Below are 19,774 nucleotides of genomic sequence, written 5' to 3'. Positions count from 1 at the left end.
TAGCGGACGCGCGTCACCACGCGGGGGCTGGACCTCGATCCGCGCGCTGTGCTAGTCCGTGGAGGGGTCGCCGTGCGGGTGCCGTGTACGGGTCGTGCAGCGTCACTGTCCTCGGGTCAGGGGACTGGGGGCGACCCGCTCGTGACGACGTCGACGAGGGCGCGCATGTCGTCGGCGTCGAAGTCCTCGCGACTGAGCGCTCGCAGGATCACCGCGCCGAGCAGTGCCTCCGCGCCCGCCTCGAGGCGCGCCCCGCTCGTTCCGCCCATCGCCTGCGACAGACGCTCCATGAGGGGCGCGGCGAGGATGGCCTCGCGAAGGCGGCGGCCGATCTCGGCGTTCTCCGCGGCCGCGGCGACGAACGATCGTAGGAGCCCCTCTCCGTCGGGGCTCGCGCGCAGGGCGAACAGCTCGGTGAGCCACGCCGCGAGGTCGGCGCGTGCGTCGCCCGTGTCGGGAAGGTGACGGCGACCGTCCAGGAGGTGACCCTCGAGGATCGCCTCGGCGATCACGTCTCCCTTGCTCGACCACCAGCGATAGATCGTCTGCTTCCCGACGCCCGCGCGCCGCGCGATGCCCTCGATCGTGAGGTGGTCGTACCCGCTTTCGGCAAACAGCGCTGCCGCTGCCTCGAGGATCGCCAGGCGGGCGGCCTCACTGCGAACGGGGCCACTGCGCGGAAGAGCCATGTCACACATTCTGAATGAGGTCCCCAGAAAAGACGAGACGGTCCGTGTTATCTTTACGCCGACTGGTCGGAGCCGACGGTGCTCTCTTGTGCGCCACGCGAGAGGAACCCTTCATGGCCGAACTGCTGCACCGCCTCGGGACGTTCGCAGCCCGCCGGGCATGGACCGTGATCGTCGCCTGGGCCGTCATCCTGGGGATCGTGGTCGGCGGCTTCCTCATCGGGTTCAAGGGCCTCAGCTCGAGTTTCGACATCCCCGGGACGGCATCCGGAGACGTCATCGCGAAACTCCAGAACGAGCTGCCCGACTTCAGCGGGGCCTCCGGCACGGTCGTCTTCCGCACCGACGACGGGGCGGCTCTCACCGACGCGCAGAAGAGCGAGATCAGTGCGCTCGTCGCGTCCGCGGACGATCTCCCCGACGTGGCACGGGTCACCGACCCTTTCTCGGCCCAACAGCAGCTGGACGACCAGCGACAACAGGTCGTCGATGGTCGCCAGCAGCTCGCGGATGCGCGCACGCAAGCGGAAGCGGGGCAGCAGCAGCTCGACGCGGGCGCGGCCCAACTCGACGCGGGGCAGCAGCAACTCGCCGCCGGTCGAGCCCAGGTCGAGGCGGCACCTCTCCCGAATGCGCAGAAGCAGGCGCAGCTCGACGCCCTCGACGTGCAGCAGGCGCAGCTCGATCAGCAGCGCGCCGCGCTCGAGCAGCAGCGAACGCAGGTGACCGACGGGCTCGCGCAGATCGCGGCGCAGGAGACGCAGCTCGCCGACGGTGCCGAACTTCTCACGTTCGCGGATGCCGTCCGCCTGGTCTCCGAGGACGGATCGACCGCGATCGTCAACGTCTCCTTCGACAAGCCCCGGCTCGAGCTCCCCGAGGCGTCGAAAGAAGCCGTGGTCGAGCACTTCACCGCCGAACCCCTTCCGGGGGCCGACGTGGCGTTCAACACCGAGATCTCGCAGGGCGTGCCCGAGATCCTCGGTGTCGGCGAGGCCATCGGCGTCGCGATCGCGGCGATCGTCCTCATCGTCGTGCTCGGTTCGCTGCTCGCCGCGTCGTTCCCGATCATCACGGCGCTCGTCGGCGTAGCCATCGGCGCCATGGCGACCCTGTCCTTCTCGGGTCTGGCGCAGATGGCATCCGTGACCCCGATCCTCGGGGTGATGCTCGGCCTGGCCGTCGGGATCGACTACGCCCTGTTCATCCTCTACCGCCATCGTCGGCAGCTTCTGCAGGGGGCCGACGTGGTCGAGTCCATCGGCTTGGCCAACGGCACGGCGGGCAACGCCGTGGTGTTCGCCGGCACGACGGTGATCGTCGCCCTGCTCGCGTTGAACATCACCGGCATTCCGTTCCTCGGCCTCATGGGCACCGCCGGCGCGGTGAGCGTCCTCGTCGCCGTGCTGATTGCGGTGTCGCTCATTCCCGCGCTGCTGGGCCTGGCGGGCACGCGAATCCTCAGCAAGAAGGCGCGTGCCCGTGCGGCAGCCGCGACCGACGCGTCGGCGCACTCCGGGCGCGACACCCGCCCGGCCTCGGTCGACGTCGACGAACACCCGCGCCGGGCTGCTCGGACCGGCACCGTTCCTGTCGCGACCGTGGGCCGGCCCGTGCGCCCCATGTCGACGCTCCGTGCCGTCGTCACCATGGTGGTGGCCACGGCCGCGCTGCTCGTCATCGCCGTTCCCGCTCTCTCGATGCGCCTCGGTCTTCCCGACGGAGGATCCGAGGCGGAGGATTCCACCGCCTATCGGGCCTTCACCTGGACAGAAGAGGCTTTCGGTGCGGGTGCCAACGCTCCGCTGCTCGTCACGGCCTCCCTTCCCGCCGGCACGACGGAGGGCGACGTGCAGGGCCTGCAGCTCGACGTCGCGCGTGAGCTTTTCGCCCAGGACGACGTGGCCGCAGTGGCCCCAGTCGCAGTGTCCGACGACCGCACGCTCGCCGCGTTCCAGGTCATCCCGCAAGAGGGGCCCAACGCGGTGTCGACCGAGCAGCTCGTGCGCGATCTGCGGGCTCTGCCGCCGGTGAACGGCGACATCGACCTCGGCGTCGCGGGAGCCGCGGCGATCAACATCGACATCTCCGAGGGGCTGGCCGATGTGCTGCCGATCTACCTCGTCGTGGTCGTCGGGCTGTCGTTCCTGATCATGGTCATGGTCTTCCGCTCGCTGCTGGTGCCGCTGATCGCGACGGCTGGCTTCGTGCTCTCGCTGTTCGCGACCTACGGCGCGGTCACGGCGGTGTTCCAGTGGGGATGGCTCGGCGGGCTGCTCGGCGTGCACAACCCGGGGCCGATCCTGAGCTTCCTGCCGGTCATCCTCGTCGGCATCCTGTTCGGTCTCGCCATGGACTACCAGCTCTTCCTCGCCACCGGAATGCGCGAGGCGTGGGCACACGGGGCGGCACCGAGGCTGGCCGTCGCGCAAGGTTTCCGTGCCGGTCGTACCGTCGTGACGGCGGCAGCGATCATCATGATCGCGGTGTTCTCGGGATTCATCGCCTCCGACTCGGTCATCATCAAGTCGATGGGCCTCGGACTCGCCCTCGGCGTGCTGTTCGACGCGTTCATCGTGCGCATGCTCCTGGTTCCGGCGATCATGCACGTTCTCGGCGGTTCCGCCTGGTGGCTGCCCCGCTGGCTCGACCGAATCGTGCCCAACGTCGACGTCGAAGGGGCCGCCCTCGAGCGCCGCCACCCCATGCACTGATCATCCCGCGACCATCCGCGCAAGCCCCGGACGGTCGCAGGCGACGGGCGTCAGGATGCCGGTGATCACCGATTCCGAGGAGGACGACGATGACCGATCGTGAAGAGACACAGGACGCCCCCGTCATGGACGGTGCCACGGACGCGGCACCCGAGGAGAAGAAGGCCGGCGCACAGGAGCAGCGTTCCGCTGATGCCGCCGTGGAGGACGACGATCTTCCGAACGAGGACCTGCAGGACGATCTGCGCAGCATCCGCGCCTACGGCGAAGACCGCTGACGACCCGCCTAAAGAGCGGCGGCCCTCGTCCGGAGCCAGGTGGGGGAGAGGCTCGACGGACGAGGGTCGTCGCACGCGCCGGTGAAGGGGCGTCATCCGCGCCGGCGATGCCGGGGCTGGGTGAGAAGAACGGTACGCCGATCCGGGGCGTTTGGGACCGGATTCAGCGAACTCGAAGGCGGCGCCGCAGCACCTCACGGAATCGCCACGTGCGGCGACGGAGCGCATGCCGACGATCCGCCCGTCGCAGGGTACGCGCCCACCTGGCGAGGATCGCCCTCTCGTCGTAGAGGCGCGCGCGGGCGATCGCATCTCGACGCATCCGAGTCAGCGTCGCGTCGTCGAGGTCCGCCGCATGCCGCACGGCGTCGGCCAGCGCGGCCACGTCCCCCGCCGGCACGAGCCAGCCGGTGCGTCCGTCGTCGATCAGCTCGCGGGGGCCGTAGGGCACGTCGTACGCGATGGGCAGGCATCCGGATGCCATCGCCTCGGCCACCACCATCGAGAATGCCTCCGACCGGCTCGTCATCAGCAGCACCGAGGCAGTGGCCAGGGCGGAGACGGCCGCGGGCTGAAAACCCCGGAAGCGGATGGCGGGGTCCGCAGCGGCGCGCGCCTCGAGGAGCGAACGGCTCGGACCGTCCCCGTAGACGTCGAGCGTGAGACCCGGGTGGTCGCGCCGCGCCAGCCGCACAGCGTCGACCGCGTCCTCGACCCGCTTGATGGGTGCCAGGCGCGACACGACCACGGCTCCGCGCCGCGGAGAGGCGACGTCGACATCCGGCGGGATCGTGACGGGATGTGCCACCGCCGCCAGGAGGGGGAGGGGTCCCGCATGTCGCCGCGCATCCCGCGCCTGTCGCTCGGTGCAGAACACCACCGCGTCGAACGCACCGAGCCGGCCGAACACCTCGGCACGGGACGCGCGGATGGCCGTCCCGTCGTCCGTCAGGTGCGAGCCGTGCACGATGTGCAGCACGACGACGTGCGGGCGCCGGTAGTCCGCGGCGAAGCGCGCCATCGCCTTGCTGTCGACCAGCAGGAAGGACCGCTCGCCTGCGGTCAGGTGGTCCAACCATGAACGGTAGACCTCGCGAACCCCGTTCCACGCTGCCCGCGGCGTGCCGTCGGGGTCGCAGCCGATCACGACGCGTCGCCTCCGGCCCGAAGCGCGGGGGACGTCCCGCCGGTCGCTCACGGCCAGCGTGCCGTCGGCGCGCAGGTGGTCGACCTGCTGCACGGTTCCGTTCGCGTCGACACGGATGCGACGCCGGGCGAGTCCGCCCGCCGGCTCCTCGACGGCCGACTCCGGGAGGGGATCGAAACCGTCCGCCGCACGCACACGGCGGCCGGGGAGATCGTTCTCACGCAACCAGTCCCAGAGGTTCGTGACACGAACGCGTTCGGAAAGTGCACCGCGACGGGTCAGCTCTGCCGCGACCTCGGCGGCATCCTCGCGATCGTCGCAGGTGAGGACGTGGACGGGGGCGTCGCCTCGGCGATCGAACAGGCGGGATCGCTGCAGGAGCGCAGCGGTCAGGCCTCCGAAGTCGCGGGGGATCCCCCACGTGAGCACGAACTGCCGTCCGGTAGGGAGTGCGGTCATGCGTCGTCGGCCTGGATGTCGGGGGTCTCCATGCCCGCGACTCTACGTGCTGACCTCTCGGCTCCGCGCGCCGCCGAGGCTCGCGCGCGGGCACTTCGCAACCCGCTGGCCGTGGGCGCGCCGGTGACGCACGATGGGCGCATGTCGATCTTGCGCAACGGTCTGTGGTGGGCGCAGGACTACGTCTACGCCGTCCTCGCGCAAGCCCGGGCCCTGCGCGGGAGCAGCCTCCCGGACGCCCTCGCCGAGGGCGACGGCGTACCGATCGTCCTCCTCCCCGGCATCTACGAGACCTGGCGGTTCCTCGAGCCTCTCGCGCGCGCACTCCACGACCGCGGGCACCCCGTTCACGTCGTTGCGGAACTCGGCGGCAACCGTCGGCCCGTCACGGAGTCGGCCGAGCGCGTCGCCCGTCTCCTGATCGCCCGCGATCTCCGGGACGTGGTCGTCGTCGCCCACAGCAAAGGCGGTCTCATCGGCAAGCACGTCATGGCGTTCGACCCCGCGGGAGAGCGGATCCGCGCGATGGTGGCCGTGGCGACCCCCTTCGGCGGCTCCCGCTACAGCCGACTGATGCCGACGCCGTCGTTACGCGCCTTCCGATCCGGCGACGCGACCATGCGCGCGCTCGCCGCCTCGGCGGACGTGAACACCCGCATCACCTCGGTCTACGGTGCGTTCGATCCGCACATCCCCGAGGGGAGCGAGCTGGCCGGGGCGAAGAACGTGCGTCTTTCCACGGGAGGCCACTTCCGCGTTCTCGCGGACCCCCGAGTGGTCGCCGAGGTCATCCGCGTCGCCGAGTGAGCTCACCGGCCCCCGACGCTGCCCCCGCTCATCCCGCCTCCTGAGAAACCGCCTCCGAAGGATCCGCCCGAGAAGCCCCCTGAGCTGCCGCTCGACACGGCGGGAGCGCTCGCCGACTGCAGGGAGCTGAACGTCGAAGCGAAGGCCGCGGTCGAGAAGCCGTGCGACCCGCCGTACCAGTGCAGATCGTCGCCGATCTCGCGCACGCGCGTGTCGAGCGCCTCCGCCCACTCCTTCTCCACGCCCCAGACCACCGCCCACGGCAGGAGACGCTCGTAGAGGTGGAGCACCTGGGTCGGATCGCCCGCGTCGACCGGTCGACGCTCCGCGCCCTCCGGGCTCTGCAGGACGCGCAGGCGGTCGGCTTCGGCCAGGGCCAGGTAGTCGCGCAATCCCTGGAGGTGATCACGGGCCGGGGCTCCGGCATCCGTCACCCGATCCCGGTAGCGGAGGAACACGAAGGTCAGGATGCCGGCCACCACCGTCGCCGGGACGGCGGCGACCTGCCACCAGGCCGGGGAGGTGCCCGCGGCGGCGACGATGAGAGTCGCGATCGCGACGATGAAGGCCCCGATCGAGAGGCACACGGCGAGCGCCGAACGGCCGTGCCGTGGTGGTCCCGTCCACCCTCGCCGTCGGAGTTCGGCGGCTGCGGCCTTCGGGAGCGCCTGAAGGGCGATCGCGACGTCCTGGCTCTGAGGGCCGAGTGTCACGCGCGCGCCCTGCTGCGCGTCGGCGCCGAAGACCGCGTTCAGGATGCCACGCCGAAGCGGTGTGGGATCCTCCGCGTCAACGAGTTCGAGGATCAGCTTCTTCGAGTCGACCTGGTCGTCGATGATGCGGAGATGACCGGCGATCGCGGTGTCGAGGATCGCGGCGGGCACCCCGGCCCGTCCCCGCTGGACCAGTTCGGCGCCCTCGAGGACGTCGACATCGTCCGGAGGACCGTATTCGGGGACGATCACCCCTCGCCCAGCCGCGTCACGTCCCCGCCAGCGCGCCACGAGAGCCGCGGCGACGCCCGCGGCACCCAGCCCGACCGCGCCGAGCGAGACGCCGCCGAGGAGCGGAGCGTTGTCGATCGAGAACTGCTCGAGCGGAGTGCGGTATACCTCGCCGGGGACGAACGTGCCCCGAACGAACCCGAGGGCGATGGTCATGTTCTCGCCGGGCCCGAGAGCGGTCGCGCGAGCGGACCACGTCAGGGGCGTCCCTCCTCCGCCCGCCGCGGAGATGTCGCAGCGCGTCGTGGAGCCCCGCGGGCCCTGGTAGCAGGACGCGGCGCCGTCGAGGGCGGCGGCTGCCAGTTCGGCGTCCAGGGTCAGTCGCGCGGTGACCTCGCCGAACGGTTGGGCGGCGTCCGTGCCGTTGATTCCGCGGTAGAACTCGTCGGCGTCTGTGTCGACGAACGCACGGATGGTGTCTCGCTGCGTGTACGAGATGATGTAGGTCTGGACGCCCCTCACGTAGGTGTCGTCCCCGGTGAGGACTCGCACCTCCCGTCGACTCTGCTCGACCTCGTACGGCACCGCCGATCCGCTGCCGTCGGTCACGGAGACGACCTCGGTGTGCAGAGGGACCCCGTCGTAGTCGTCGGGGATGACGCGGACGATCCCCTTGTTCTGGTCCTCGTCGGGGAAGCGCGCGACGATCGTCTCCGTCACCTCGAGCGCCGCGTGTCCGTCCGGACTGCGGCTCAGAACCATGTCGGCGTCGAACGAGTCGAAGGTGAAGTCGTCGACGTCGGCGCGTGCGAGCGGCGCACCCGTGAACGTCAGGACGAGGAGCGCGAGGACGAACAGTGCCGAGAGCGTGGCGTGGCGAGGTCGGGGGCTCGGAGCGACATCCATTCCTCGACGGTAGCGAGGTCGAGCCGGCGGAAACTCCACCGCGAGGAGGATTCAGGGCAGCAGCACGCTCGCGGCCGGATCGTCGGGTGACAGATCCCCGCCCGCCACGGCCAGGACTTCGACGTTCTCGAGCGTGGCCGCGCCCGAGAGGGTCGTGAGGAAAGCGGTGTCGGCGGCGTCGCGGCCGGTGGCGATCCGGACGTATTCGGGACGGGGCGCGAGGCGTGTGGCATCCACGACCTCCCATCGGCCGTCGACAAAGGCCTCGACGACGGCGTGGAAGTCCATCGGGCTCAGGCCCGGAGCGTAGACCGACACGAGTCGCGCGGGAACGCCGACCGCTCGCAGCAGTCCCGCCGTGAGGTGCGCGTAGTCGCGGCAGACTCCCTGCCGGAGAAGCAGCGTGTGAATCGCCGTATCTGTCGGGCCGCTCGAACCGGGGACGTACGACAGGTGCGCGGCGACCCAGTCGGGGATGTTCCGCACGCTCTCGGCGGGGGTGGCGCCGCCGAACCACGACAGGGCGGTGGCGGCGAGCTCGTCCGACGGGATGAATCGGCTCGGCCGAAGGTATCGGAGCGGGTCGACGACATCGGATGCCACGGGCTCGGTCGGCCGCTCCACCTCGGCGCGATACCGCACGACGACCTCTCCCTCGGGGAGCGTCGCTCGATGGAGGCGGGTTCCGTGCTCGTCCGCGATCTCTTCGGCGGCGAGCGGACGCCCGTCCACCGTCAGCGTGAGGTTGTCACTCCGTGCCCAGCCTCGCGCGACCGCAAGGGAGAAGACCGCATCCGTGGCGTGGTCGACGCGCAGGTTCAGGCGGGACTCGACGTGAGTTGTCACGCCGCCACGTCCGGGGTTCCCGACGTGTGCGGGATCGGCGCCGTTCCGACGCCGTCGACGGCGCCACGCATGCGCTCGAGGAACTGGATGACCGCCGCAGCCTCGGTCTCGCTCATGCCGTGCGTCGCGAGCATCATCTGCGCGTGCATGTTCCCCAGCACGTGACGCATGTCACTCTCGGTGTGCGCTGTCACGGCGATGAGGACTTTCCGTCGGTCGCTCGGGTGCGGCTGTCGTTCGAGATGACCGGACTTCTCGAGCCGGTCCAGGAGAGCGGTCATAGACGCCGTCGAGATCCCGAGGTAGCGAGCGAGATCGATCGGCGTGACGTCGTGGTGCCGGCGGCCCCGTCGCGTGAGGAAACGGAGGACGAGCATCTCGTTCTCGCCCATCGACATCGACGCCTGGGTTCGCCGCCGCATGGACATCTCCGCGGCGCGATAGGCGCGCAGGGCCTCCATGACTCGCGCTCCGCGCTCGTCCTCCGTGCTGTCGCTGTACCAGTAGGACGGGGGACTCGCATCGATGTCGGTCATGGATGTCCTCCGAAATCTGCCTGATATCTCGCTTGCCTATTCGCTAGCCTACCTAGTAAGTTACTAACCAAGCAACGAGGAGAGGAAACATCATGGCGAAGCTGTTCTACGGAACCACCCCCGAGCCGATCCTGGTCGACGACCGGATGCTCGCCCATGTCAAGGTCGTCGCCGCGACCAAGCTCCGCCGCGGCGAGAGCTTCACCCTCTCCTGGACGCACCGCGCCGACGAGCCCGCCGGTCGATCGACGATCTGGCTCCAGCCCGCGATTCCTCTGCGTTTCGTCTTCGACTCTGAGCAGCCGGAGTCCCTCGACCAGGAACTGCTCAAGCGCCTCGCCAACGACGCGAACTCCTCGCGTGGCCTGAGCCTCGACGTCACGGTCGACGAGAAGCAGGCAACCGCTCCCGCGAAGGCACCGGCTCGCTCTGCGGCCCAGAGGTCCCTGGTCCGCGCCGCCTGAGACTCTCTGCCCCCGCGCAACAGGGGTGGACTTCAGTCGAGCGGCCGGTCATCTTTCGGCTCTCGCGTTTCCGCGCCCTCCGCGCGGACGCGGATAACACCGAACGCGAAAAGCGCGGACCCGCCCACGATGAACACCAGTTTCACCGAGGCGTGCGCGTCGGCGGGAAGGAACAGTGTCGGCGTCGCAAAGACGAGGGCGGCGAGGGCGCTGAGGGCAGCGCCCATCGGGCGTGATCGACGACTGTCCATCCCGGTTCCCTTCGATTGCCCCCAGCCTAGAGCGGGCGCGATCGCATCGGCGTAGCGGAGCCATCCGATCGGCGGCTCATACGGCGCCCGCCTCAGCTGCGCTCGTTCTCCTCATCGGCGGTCGTCTCTTCCCTCTCCGAAGGAACGGCAGCATCATCGGCGCTCTCGTCGGTGGACTTTTCGTCTCCGAAGTCGGCCCCCGCGGACCCGCCGCGCGGCGCGGCGCGGAGCAGTTCGTTCATCTCCGACATGAAGCTGCCGAGCTGCTGCTGCTGCCACCGCAGGTCGCGCGTGCGGTCTTCGGCGTCGCGAAGGACGGATGCCGCATGCTCGGTGATCTTGTCGGCGATACGCTGCGCACGCTCGCGGGAGGCGTCGAGGATCTCTCGGGCCTTGACCTGGGCATCGGCCTCGACCTGCTGCGCTTGAGCGCGAGCGAGACGCTCGTAATCGTCCGCACGGGCGGAGATGCGACGGGCGTGCTCGAGGGCGGCGGCGACTTGCTCGCTCGCATCGCCGGTGATGCGCTCCGCGTGCGCGACGGCCTGGTTGTGCAGGACGAGGAACTCCTGCTGCGCCTCATCCTGGCGGCGTGTCAGCGACTCTTCGAACTCGAGGACCCGCGCGGTCATCTCCCGCACATCGCGTTCGGCTTTCGCGCGGAGCTCCCCGGTCTCTCGAGACGCCATCGAGCGCAGTGCGGCCGCTCCCTTCTCCGCTTCTGTGCGGATCGCGACGGCCTCGCGCTCGGCCTGGGCGACCTTCTCGGCGGCGTGTGCGCCCTCGCGCTCGAGGCGGGCGGTGTGGGCGGTCGATTCGGTCTCGATGCGCAGACGAACCTGATCAGCGTCGTGCTGCGCCTCGGCGCGGAGACGGTCCTGCTCGGCGAGGGCCTCATCGCGAATGGATGCGGCTTCGTCGTGGGCGCTCGCCAAGAGCCGCTCGGCCTGAGCGACGGCATTCTGAACGAGGACACCGGCTTGCTCCTCGGCGACGCGGAGGATCGCGTCGAAGTGCTCACGGCCCCGCTGGGGATCGTCGTCTTCCCTCGACGCGAACTCGTCCGACAGCGCGTGCACCTGAGACTCCGCGTCGGCGGCCCGCGCGGAAGCCGCGCGAAGCTGCTCCTGCAGGCCGGCGACCTCTTCGGAGTACCTTCGGGCCGACTCCTCGAGTTCGGCGTCGTGCTCGGCGCGCTGCTGAGCGAACATCGCTTCGGCGCGGCGCTTGGCATCCTGCGAGTCCTCCGTGGCTCGGCGGACTCGCTCGACCAGCTGCCGGATCGCCTCGTCGACGGCTTCGCGGTCGTACCCGCGGAAGCCGACGGGGAAGACCGTCGTGCCGTCGACCTCACCGCTGGTCGACAGCAGCTCGTCGAGAAGGGCGTCGGTACCAGCGCCTTCCGTGTCGTCTCGGTGGTCGTTCGCGATCTCGCGGTCGTCGGTCACAGGCAGTCCTCTCGCGGTGTGGCGTCCCGGCGCGGACGTCCCTTCGATTCAACCCCACGCGGGGGATCGCTCTGGAGAGCTCGAAGGAGGTTCCAAGGGGATGCGCGGCCTCGACGACCGGGTGCCGTGGTGTGGAGACCGCGCATCCGAGGAGAGCGACCGAATGAGAAAGGGTGCTTGGGGGAGAACCATTCCTGATCGCTCCCGAAGAGAATCGCACGCCGAGGTGCTCGTCCGTCGCGGGGAGCGGTATTCCTCACCCGGTGAATCGCCCGTCGAAAGATCGCGAAGCCTCGACGTCATTGCCGCGTCCCCGGAGCGAGAGACGGGCAGAGCCGCAGCGCGATACGGCCCCCCGGCACGCAGGCGTTCCGCAGGCTCTGCCCGCCTGACCAGCATCCGACCTCTGCTCGCGCCCCTCGGTGAGGCCGGGTGGAAATCACCCGCGACCCGCGGATGAGTCATCCACGCATCGGCGGTGCGGCTGGGGGCACGGTAATGTTGCGAGGCCACTGACCACGCGCGGAGAGCCGAATGACCCGAACGACGGAGCTGTCCGCTGAGACGACCGGCAGCGGCCGACTCCGGCGCCCCGCGCACGTTGCCACGGCGGGTGCGATCGCGGCGTTCGCGAGCGCCGGTCTGATCTGGCTGTGCCGTTCGTGGGAGCCCAGCGTCCACTACGTCAGCCAGCTGGGGGCGACCGGGATGTCGACCGCCCCCGTCTTCAACCTGGCGCTCTTGCTCCTGGCGGTCGCCACGGTGCTCGTCGACCGCGCGGTCGTGGGCAGCGCGCGGCCGTACCGGGCAGGGTGGCCGGTTGCTGCGACCCTGGTCGCGTGCGGCCTCTGCTTCGCGCTCGCTTCCGTCGTGACGTGTTCGCCGGGTTGCCCCGTGCCCTTCACCCCCGGCGCGTTGCCGCAGGACCTCGTGCACATTTCTTCTGCGGTCATGGGGTTCGTGCTCGCGATCATCGCGATGGCCCAGGTGGCCGCGCTGAGGCGCCGGCCGTGGATGAGAGCCGCGAGCGTGGCCACGCTCGTCGCCGTGGGAGCCACGTCGTTCACCGGCGCCATGATCTCGCTGTTCCGCGGTGACACCGTGCTCGGCGGCAACCTCGAGTTCACCGCTGCCACGCTCGCGATCGCGTGGTTCGGGGTCTTCGGTCTGCAGGTGGCGTCCGACGAGCGCATCTCGGCGTCCTGATCTCAGACCTGAGCCGCGAGGGATCTCACGGGGCTCAGACGGGTCGCAAGGCGTGCGGGCACGATCGAGGCGCCCAGGGTGAGCGCGGCCGTCGCGACCGCGATGACCAGGACGGCGGACGCCGGAACCGCCGGCGCGACGAACACGGGACCGGCGGCGAAACCGGCCGCGTGCGGCATCCATCCGAAGAGGGACTGCGCGCCCGCCCAGCCGTAGACCACGCCCAAGACGAGGCCGATCGCGACCGAGGTGACAACGACGTGCGCGGCTTCCCAGACCACCATCGTGCGAACCTGCCGGACGGACAGTCCGAGAGCGCGAAGGAGACCGAGCTCCCGCTGACGCTGAAGGATGCCGAGGATCAGCAGGTTCACGACTCCCACCGCGGCGATGACCGCGGACACCCCGACCAGCCCCATCATCACTCCGGTGAAGACGTCGACGGAGAGGGAGAGTTCGGCGGGGATATCCTCGCCGAGGACGACGTGGAAGAAGCGCGTCGAGGTGGCTGACGCGACGGCGAACATGGTCACGAGGGTCACACCCATGACGACGCCGACCGCCATCCGCGAGGAGCGTTCCGAATGCCGGAGGGCATTGGCCGCTGCCATCCGAGCGACGACGCTCCGCCCGAACAACGCTCCCACCCCGCGTAGCACCGGTGGAAGGAAGAGAGTGGCACCCAGGATGATCCCGGTGAACGAAAGCGCTCCTCCGACGAAGCTGAACAGGATGCCCGACGACGACACTCCCCCCACGACGATACCGACCGCCAGCAGCCCCGTCCCGATGATGGCCAGCGCGGCCGCCGTGACATGACGGCCGCGTCGCGCGACGACCCGCTCACGCGGCGCTTCCACAGCATTCGAGAGCGCCTGGACGGGGGTGACGACCCCCACCCGCCGCGAACCGACCCATGCGGCTGCCCACGTGACGAGGATGACGGCGATCGAGGGAGCCGCGAGATCGGCACGGAGAACGGTCCACTGAACGTCCAGCCCCCACGCGTTCGACGCGAGTCGCAGTCCGACGAGAGAGACGACGAGACCGCCGATCAACCCCGCCGCCGCACCGAGGCACCCCAGAACGAGACCTTGGCGAGCAAGGATCGTCCGCTCACGTCGAGCGGAGGACCCGAGCAGCCGCAGAAGCGCGATACGGCGTGTCCGCCCCGCGACCACGGTGGCGAAGGTGTTCGCGGTGACCACCGCGCCGACGTAGATCGACAGGCCCACCAGGACGGTCGTCGCGATGGTGAGCACACTCTGCACCCCCTCGACCCCTTCGAGTCCGGGCTGCGTCCGGATGAGGGTGGCGACGTACTCCGTGACCGAGAGGAGGACGACACCGAACGCCGTCGAGATCGCGCCGACCAGCACGGTGGCACCCATGCCGGGCTCGCGCAACCAGGCCGCAGCGCTCCGGCGTGCGGGGGGAGTGACGACGGGGGCGGTCATGCTGCAGCTCCTTCCGCGCGGAGCATGAACGACGAGATCTCCTCGGCGGTCTGGCCGGGCTTGTCTGCGACGACGCGACCGTCGGCCACGAAGACGACTCGGTCGGCGCGGCTCGCGGCTACGGCGTCGTGCGTGACCATAGCGATCGACTGACCGAACTCCCGCGCCGCCGTCCGAAGCAGCTGCAGCACTTCGCGCCCGGACCTGCTGTCGAGATTGCCGGTCGGCTCGTCCGCGAAGACGAGATCGGGCGCCGTGGCGAGAGCGCGGGCGATGGCCACACGCTGCTGCTGCCCGCCGCTCAACTGGTCCGGGCGATGGTTCATCCGCGCCGACAGTCCCAGCGAGTCGACGAGGCTCGCGATCCGTGCCTCCTCTGTCGCCGAGGGTCGCCGAGCATCGAGGTCGAAGGGCAGCCGGATGTTCTCAGCCGCGGTCAGCGTGGGAACGAGATTGAAAGCCTGGAACACGAAGCCGACGCGCCGCCGCCGCAGGACCGTCAGCTCAGCGTCGGACAGGCCGGTGATCTCTTGCTCGCCGAGCCACGCCCGACCGCTGGAGGGTGCATCCAGGCCCGCCATCACGTGCATGAGCGTGGACTTGCCCGAACCGGACGGTCCCATGACCGCGACGAACTCGCCGCGGCGAACGGTGAGCGAGACTCCGTCGAGCGCGCGAACGGTGTTGGCGCCGTCTCCGAAGGTTTTCGTGAGGTTTTCGACGCGGGCGGCGAAGCCGGCGTCGCTCGGGGAGATGTTCATGGCTCCCACGCTAGAAATCCCCCTCTCGGAGCGCGTCGGCTCGACGGAGGACTTCGTGGCCGGAGCGTCATCCTCGAGAGTGACGGGGCCGATGACGGGACGCGAGCCGCTGCCGGCCAACCGTTAGCGTTGGCGTGTGAATCGACGACTTGCCTGGCGCGTCCTCGGATGGGTCGCTCCCGCAGCTGCGCTCCTCGTCGTGCTCGCCGTACTCCGTGGCGCGGGTGTGCCGCTCACCTTCCCCGGCGTCGTCCTCACGCTCCTGCTTCTCGTGCTTGTTCGGTTCATCGTCGTGCGGGCCCGCCGTCGCGCCGATCGCCGTCGCGCCGATCGTCGCTGACGGACAGTGATCGCCGCGACGGCGAGTGGGGTCACCCCTCATTTTCGCTCTCGATGAGACCCCAGGCATGGGCAGCCCGGATGGCACTGGCTCGGTCCGAGACCCCCAGCTTGCGATACAGGCTCTGCAACTGCGTCTTCACGGTGTTCGGCGACACGACGAGGATGCGCGCAATGTCGACGATGGTCGCCTCGGGTGTCAACTGTGCCAGGACGACCTGCTCCCTCTTGGTGAGATGAGGGACGCTGACGGATGATGCGAAGAACGAATCGCGGGTCAGGACCTTTTCACGCGCGCCGCTGGACAGCGCGCTGAGGACCATCGCGCGGTCTTCGGGAGCGACCGCACTCCACGGAGTCCACAGATCGTTCCTGATGCTGATCGCCTCCGCGCGTTGCACCGTGCTCCGTTGTGCGGCAGAGCCGTTCAATCGGATATCGGCCACGATGCTGACCACCATGCTCTCGAGCGAAGCCCGAGGTGAAGACTCCTGGTGGATACCCCACTTCACGCTCATGACATACGCCTCGTGTGCGCGACCCGCGTACAGCTGCGACAGGGCGATGGCCGGAGCCGTCGCCGAGGACAGGCCGAACGGTCCCTCGAACAACGCGAGTGCCTTCCTCGCCTGGCGGAGAGCGATGAGCACCTTCGCGCGAGCCGTGAGCATCTGCGTGGACTGGAAATGCGACGGCGGGGTGCTGCGGGCACGAACACCCCACGACCGCAGCATCCCGAGCGCATCGGGCGCCGCCCCCGAGAGGAGGAACGCGAGAGCTTGAGTGGCGGCCGCGTAGGGCCACAGCTCGCGCGCCGATGCGGTGGCCGGAACGGACTCGAGAATCGTCCGAGCCTCGAGTGCGTCGCCGTGCTCGAGCGACAACCAGGCGGAGGCCAGGCGGAGGCTTTCCCCCCAGGGAGTGTCGACCCATCCGTCCGTTCGAGCGGTCGCGATGCGGGACTCCGCCGCACGCACATCGCCTTCCAACAAGGCGATGACGGCGAGGACCCCACGCGCGCGCATCTTCTGGGCAGGCGGGGCCATCCGCTCGACCTGACCGATCGCCAAGGAGGCGTCGCGAAGCTTGCCCATCGCGAAGTGCGTCATGCCGACCTGGTACCAGCCCTCGGTGACGATGTCGGCTGCGAGGTCCTGGCGACGACGAAGCGCGTCGACGAGCAGCGCGGCCGATTCGGTGGCGAGGGCGAAGCGGCCCGCGGCTCGCAGCAGGCTCACACGGAGAAGGAGTGCCTCGATTCGACCGTGCGCCGCAGCTTTCGCCTCGGGGAGCTTGCTGAGGGCGCTGATCACGGCGACCGGCGTCTCGGATGACGTGACCGTCTCGGGGTCGAGCCTCAGAAGGGTGTCGACGACGATCGGGTCGGAACCGCCGTGCGAGCGGAGCGCAGAGATCAGTGACCGGAAGCCGTCGGCGTCGCGCGACCACACTTCCGGCCCGGACGAGCGCAGCACGGACGCGAGGGTCGTCCACTGACCGGCGTCGGCGGCCAGCTGGGCGGCTCGGAGGGGCTCTCCCGTCGCGACGAGATGCTCCAGCAGCCGCACGCGCGCTCGATCGACCTCTGCGGGTCGCCGGGTCTCGATCTCGCGCAGCCATTGCGCTCGCACGGGCTCTGCGAGGACGAGGCGGGTCGAGCTCGGCCAGACGAAGCCCGCGTCCTGCAGCTCGGACAGCAGCTGCTGGGCCGTCGCGGTGGTCGAGTCGATTCCAATGGCCTCGGCGAGCTCGACATTGATAAACGGTGCGACGGCGAGCAGGCGCAGATCGTCGGTGATCGGTGTCGTCAGGTGCTGTTCCATGTCGCCGGTCAGGGATCGACTCGCATGCTCCGCGATGGCTTCCGCCTCGTCGCGACTGCGGAGCGAGAGCCCTTCGAGGCGAAGTCGCGAACTCACGAGCTGGGCGAGGGCCGGCCACCCGTGCGTGCGCGCCATGACGACGTCGAGAGCTGCATCCGTGATCTCCACCCCGTTGAGTTCGAACACCAGAGCCAGCTCGGCGCGCGACATCAGGAGATCCGCGGGCGGAACCACGTGGACATCGAACTCGAGGGTGACCAAGGGGCTCTCCAAACGGGTGACATGCCGGGTGGCCGCGACGACGCGGAGATCGCCGTCCGCGCGGAGGAGGTCGAGGATCTGTTCGGAGGTCACCCCCTGCTTGTCCGTGAGGTTGTCGACCAGGAGGACGTGCTGCGCGGGCCCCTCCTGGAACGCCGCCGAGACCCTTTCGAACCTCTCGGGTGTGATCTGCGCCGCGTCGATCAGCTGGACTCCGATGTCGGGGTCGTCCACGAGAGCGGTGGCGAACTGTCGGAGCAGTGACGTCTTCCCGACCCTCGCGGGGCCGCGGAGAAGCACCACATCGCTGGTCACGGCGTCTTTCAACGTCGTCACCGTGTCGCAGCGAGGAGTCCAGAATCGGCTCGCGCGGCGGGAGGCGCGCGCGAGAGAGGGTGAGGTGTCCAGGTCGATCAGCATCGGGTATCTCCAACTCGGTGACCGTCGTCCCTTTCCCTCCGGGCTTGAGGGAAGGGCAATCGGTGTCTCGCGTGATGGCGCGCACTGCTGATCATTGGGGGTGATTCATTCGACTCCTCTCCCGTGAGGGGGTCTTTCATCCCCGGCGTCATCCCCTCATCACCCCTTCCGCGTCATACTCCCCGCCCCGTCGGCCGGGGCGCTACGGGGTGTCCCGGGCCCTCGCCCGGGGCGCTTCCGGTGAGGGGCGTCGCGAGGTGGAGCTCGTGTCTGCCTATGCTGCGTCCGGCTCGGCGGCCTGTCGCCGGGCGTGGGAAAGGCGGGATCGAGTGGATATGCAGCGGGTGGTTCGCGTTCTGCGGGCCTACTGGAAGGCGATCGTCGCCCTGACCGTCGCCGGCGGCCTGGTCGGTCTGGGGTGGAGCGCGCTGCAGCCCCGTGTGTATACGGCAGATGCGAGCGGCTACGTGGCCGCGGTGACCTCCGACAATTCCACCGGGGCGGCTCTCGCCGGCGACCAGCTGGCGCTGTCGAAGGTCAAGTCGTTCATCGACATGGGGTACTGGCGCAGCGTCGCGGAGTCCGCCCGGGAGGATCTGGGCCTGACGGACAGTCCGGAATCTCTGGTGCAGCGCATCCAGGTGTCCAACCCGGTCGACACGGTCAACGTAAAGGTCCAGGCCAACGGGCCGACGCCGGAATCTGCTCGAGACCTGGCGGAGGCGTGGATCCGCGGCATGACCAAGGAGGTGAACGGCCTGCAATCCCCTGGCTCGGGTGAGGGGGCGGTCCAATTGATCGCGGGGGATTCCGCCCGGCTCCCCACGTCGCCGTCGTCTCCGAACGTTCGACTCGCCGTGGCTCTCGGAGCCATCGGCGGAGCGGTTCTGGGCATCGTCTTCGCGCTCGTGCGGCGCGCTTTCGACCGGCGCCTGCGCTCGGTCCACGACATCACGGAGGCGGTCGACGCCTCCGTGATCGGTGTGCTGCCGGTCGAGAAGGAACTGGCATCCGGACGCGCCGTGTTCTCGTTCGACGACATCCGAGACGGGCGGGGCTCCTTCGCGCACAAGGAGGCGATGCGCGAGCTCCGCACCAACCTCCAGTACGTCGATGTCGACCACCCCGCGCGCGTCATCGTGATCACGAGCCCGCTCCCGGGCGATGGGAAGTCGACCACCGCGGCGAATCTCGCGGTGAGCATCGCGGCGACCGGCCAGTCCGTGATCCTCATCGACGCGGACATGCGCCGCCCCGTGCTGGGAGGGATCTTCGGCTTCTCGGATGACGTCGGCCTCTCGGATGTGCTGGCCGGACGTGCACGCATCGAACAGGTGGCTCATCAGGTCGATGAGCACGGTCGCCTCTTCGTCGTCGCGGCCGGTCGTACGCCTCCGAACCCCACGGAGATGGTCGGCTCTCAGCGCATGCAGCAGCTCACCCGGAGGCTCGCAGACGACATGATCGTCGTCATCGACTCTCCTCCCACCCTCGCCGTCGCGGATGCCGCGGTGATAGCGAGCTGGGCGGACGGTGCCGTTCTCGTCGTCACTGCCGGACGCACCACGGACGACATGCTCGTTCGCGCATCGGAGAACATCGAGAAGACGCGGGGCCGACTGCTCGGCGTCGTCTTGAACCGTATGCCACTCCGAGGCGCGGATTCGAGCTACTACGGAGCGCAGTACGGGGGGTACTACGGCTATGGCGTCCCCGCGAGTCCGCAAGGCGCGTGGTGGCGGCGAGGCTGGTTCAGTGGCTCGCGGCGAGCGCGCGGTGGCGACATCGAGATCGAGGGCGATCCCGGCCCGCGGCGCCGCTCGGACCTTCCGCCCGACAACGTCAGCGGTCTGCGGACTCTGTCGCAGAAGAGGACCGCGCCCGCGCAATCAGGTGAACTGGCGGGTGAACAGGGCGCGGCTGTCGCCGCGGCATCCGGCGTCATCCCCGAGGGTGCAGGGGAGAATCGTCGCCGTCGTCGCTCGTGATCTCGTCACCGGCATGAAGGGGGGCGCCGA

At 69.5% G+C, this 19,774-nt stretch carries 17 protein-coding genes; 7 read left to right on the top strand and 10 right to left on the bottom strand.

The genetic code is table 11. From position 1 onward, the window contains the following. Positions 1-116: 116 nt before the first annotated feature. Positions 117-689: a TetR/AcrR family transcriptional regulator gene (locus tag QE388_RS02610; RefSeq protein WP_307382731.1), complete on the bottom strand. Its 573-nt coding sequence runs from the start codon at positions 687-689 to the stop codon at positions 117-119. Positions 690-802: 113 nt separating this feature from the next. On the opposite strand from QE388_RS02610, the gene QE388_RS02605 reads away from it, so the two are divergent. Together QE388_RS02605 and QE388_RS02600 are read left to right on the top strand one after the other, a co-directional pair. Then, positions 803-3,403: an MMPL family transporter gene (locus QE388_RS02605; RefSeq protein WP_307382730.1), complete on the top strand. Its 2,601-nt coding sequence runs from the start codon at positions 803-805 to the stop codon at positions 3,401-3,403. 89 nt (positions 3,404-3,492) lie between these two features. Continuing rightward, complete coding sequence (locus QE388_RS02600; RefSeq protein WP_275800959.1) at positions 3,493-3,681, top strand: hypothetical protein; 189 nt, start codon at positions 3,493-3,495, stop codon at positions 3,679-3,681. A gap of 163 nt (positions 3,682-3,844) precedes the next feature. On the opposite strand, the gene QE388_RS02595 is transcribed toward QE388_RS02600, so the two are convergent. Further along, positions 3,845-5,287, bottom strand: a complete 1,443-nt coding sequence (locus QE388_RS02595; RefSeq protein WP_307382727.1) for a glycosyltransferase — start codon at positions 5,285-5,287, stop codon at positions 3,845-3,847. A gap of 141 nt (positions 5,288-5,428) precedes the next feature. Between QE388_RS02595 and QE388_RS02590 the strand changes: the two genes are divergently transcribed. Then, on the top strand, positions 5,429-6,094 hold the full coding sequence (locus QE388_RS02590) for a triacylglycerol lipase (protein ID WP_275800987.1): 666 nt from the start codon (positions 5,429-5,431) through the stop codon (positions 6,092-6,094). Between the two features lie 2 nt (positions 6,095-6,096). On the opposite strand, the gene QE388_RS02585 is transcribed toward QE388_RS02590, so the two are convergent. From QE388_RS02585 to QE388_RS02575, 3 genes are read right to left on the bottom strand one after another with little or no spacing between them, the layout of a single operon-like run. Further along, a complete protein-coding gene (locus QE388_RS02585) occupies positions 6,097-7,944 on the bottom strand; it encodes a DUF2207 domain-containing protein (RefSeq protein WP_307382726.1) in 1,848 nt (615 codons plus the stop codon). Between the two features lie 51 nt (positions 7,945-7,995). Continuing rightward, positions 7,996-8,790, bottom strand: coding sequence for a transglutaminase family protein (locus QE388_RS02580; protein WP_307382724.1), 795 nt, complete (start codon positions 8,788-8,790; stop codon positions 7,996-7,998). Further along, on the bottom strand, positions 8,787-9,326 hold the full coding sequence (locus QE388_RS02575) for a MarR family winged helix-turn-helix transcriptional regulator (RefSeq protein ID WP_275800953.1): 540 nt from the start codon (positions 9,324-9,326) through the stop codon (positions 8,787-8,789). The genes QE388_RS02580 and QE388_RS02575 overlap by 4 nt, the downstream gene beginning before the upstream one ends. A 92-nt stretch (positions 9,327-9,418) precedes the next feature. Here QE388_RS02575 and QE388_RS02570 point away from each other — a divergent pair, with 92 nt between their 5' ends. Next, a complete protein-coding gene (locus QE388_RS02570) occupies positions 9,419-9,790 on the top strand; it encodes a hypothetical protein (protein WP_275800952.1) in 372 nt (123 codons plus the stop codon). A 32-nt stretch (positions 9,791-9,822) separates the two neighbouring features. Here the strand turns inward: QE388_RS02570 and QE388_RS02565 are convergent, their stop codons facing one another. Together QE388_RS02565 and QE388_RS02560 are read right to left on the bottom strand one after the other, a co-directional pair. Continuing rightward, complete coding sequence (locus QE388_RS02565) at positions 9,823-10,041, bottom strand: hypothetical protein (RefSeq protein WP_307382721.1); 219 nt, start codon at positions 10,039-10,041, stop codon at positions 9,823-9,825. A 92-nt stretch (positions 10,042-10,133) separates the two neighbouring features. Next, positions 10,134-11,489, bottom strand: coding sequence for a cell division initiation protein (locus tag QE388_RS02560; protein ID WP_307382720.1), 1,356 nt, complete (start codon positions 11,487-11,489; stop codon positions 10,134-10,136). 534 nt (positions 11,490-12,023) lie between these two features. Here QE388_RS02560 and QE388_RS02555 point away from each other — a divergent pair. Further along, positions 12,024-12,695 (top strand): DUF998 domain-containing protein, encoded by a 672-nt coding sequence (locus QE388_RS02555; protein WP_275800949.1) that lies wholly within the window; start codon positions 12,024-12,026, stop codon positions 12,693-12,695. 2 nt (positions 12,696-12,697) lie between these two features. Here QE388_RS02555 and QE388_RS02550 read toward each other — a convergent pair whose 3' ends face one another. Continuing rightward, a complete protein-coding gene (locus QE388_RS02550; protein ID WP_307382718.1) occupies positions 12,698-14,152 on the bottom strand; it encodes an FtsX-like permease family protein in 1,455 nt (484 codons plus the stop codon). Then, a complete protein-coding gene (locus tag QE388_RS02545) occupies positions 14,149-14,913 on the bottom strand; it encodes an ABC transporter ATP-binding protein (RefSeq protein ID WP_307382716.1) in 765 nt (254 codons plus the stop codon). The genes QE388_RS02550 and QE388_RS02545 overlap by 4 nt, the downstream gene beginning before the upstream one ends. A 136-nt stretch (positions 14,914-15,049) precedes the next feature. Between QE388_RS02545 and QE388_RS02540 the strand changes: the two genes are divergently transcribed. Beyond that, a complete protein-coding gene (locus tag QE388_RS02540) occupies positions 15,050-15,253 on the top strand; it encodes a hypothetical protein (RefSeq protein WP_275800944.1) in 204 nt (67 codons plus the stop codon). Positions 15,254-15,284: 31 nt separating this feature from the next. On the opposite strand, the gene QE388_RS02535 is transcribed toward QE388_RS02540, so the two are convergent. Beyond that, positions 15,285-17,756 carry a LuxR family transcriptional regulator gene (locus tag QE388_RS02535; protein ID WP_307382712.1) on the bottom strand — a complete coding sequence of 824 codons (2,472 nt, stop codon included), beginning with the start codon at positions 17,754-17,756 and terminating at the stop codon, positions 15,285-15,287. A 335-nt stretch (positions 17,757-18,091) separates the two neighbouring features. On the opposite strand from QE388_RS02535, the gene QE388_RS02530 reads away from it, so the two are divergent. Beyond that, positions 18,092-19,744, top strand: a complete 1,653-nt coding sequence (locus tag QE388_RS02530) for a polysaccharide biosynthesis tyrosine autokinase (protein WP_307382710.1) — start codon at positions 18,092-18,094, stop codon at positions 19,742-19,744. The last annotated feature ends 30 nt before the right edge of the window (positions 19,745-19,774 follow it).

Source organism: Microbacterium sp. SORGH_AS_0969, from assembly GCF_030818255.1.
GTDB lineage: Bacteria > Actinomycetota > Actinomycetes > Actinomycetales > Microbacteriaceae > Microbacterium.
Note: the sequence above shows the minus strand (reverse complement) of the source record. Positions and strands in the feature narration are given on the sequence as shown.

Bases quoted from the DNA above. Each gene is read 5' to 3' on its own strand.
- QE388_RS02575 (WP_275800953.1), bottom strand. From the start codon at position 9,326: ATGACCGACATCGATGCGAGTCCCCCGTCCTACTGGTACAGCGACAGC.
- QE388_RS02555 (WP_275800949.1), top strand. From the start codon at position 12,024: ATGACCCGAACGACGGAGCTGTCCGCTGAGACGACCGGCAGCGGCCGA.
- QE388_RS02550 (WP_307382718.1), bottom strand. From the start codon at position 14,152: ATGACCGCCCCCGTCGTCACTCCCCCCGCACGCCGGAGCGCTGCGGCC.
- QE388_RS02605 (WP_307382730.1), top strand. From the start codon at position 803: ATGGCCGAACTGCTGCACCGCCTCGGGACGTTCGCAGCCCGCCGGGCA.
- QE388_RS02545 (WP_307382716.1), bottom strand. From the start codon at position 14,913: ATGAACATCTCCCCGAGCGACGCCGGCTTCGCCGCCCGCGTCGAAAAC.
- QE388_RS02565 (WP_307382721.1), bottom strand. From the start codon at position 10,041: ATGGACAGTCGTCGATCACGCCCGATGGGCGCTGCCCTCAGCGCCCTC.
- QE388_RS02595 (WP_307382727.1), bottom strand. From the start codon at position 5,287: ATGACCGCACTCCCTACCGGACGGCAGTTCGTGCTCACGTGGGGGATC.
- QE388_RS02570 (WP_275800952.1), top strand. From the start codon at position 9,419: ATGGCGAAGCTGTTCTACGGAACCACCCCCGAGCCGATCCTGGTCGAC.
- QE388_RS02600 (WP_275800959.1), top strand. From the start codon at position 3,493: ATGACCGATCGTGAAGAGACACAGGACGCCCCCGTCATGGACGGTGCC.
- QE388_RS02590 (WP_275800987.1), top strand. From the start codon at position 5,429: ATGTCGATCTTGCGCAACGGTCTGTGGTGGGCGCAGGACTACGTCTAC.
- QE388_RS02610 (WP_307382731.1), bottom strand. From the start codon at position 689: ATGGCTCTTCCGCGCAGTGGCCCCGTTCGCAGTGAGGCCGCCCGCCTG.
- QE388_RS02530 (WP_307382710.1), top strand. From the start codon at position 18,092: ATGCAGCGGGTGGTTCGCGTTCTGCGGGCCTACTGGAAGGCGATCGTC.
- QE388_RS02535 (WP_307382712.1), bottom strand. From the start codon at position 17,756: ATGCTGATCGACCTGGACACCTCACCCTCTCTCGCGCGCGCCTCCCGC.
- QE388_RS02585 (WP_307382726.1), bottom strand. From the start codon at position 7,944: ATGGATGTCGCTCCGAGCCCCCGACCTCGCCACGCCACGCTCTCGGCA.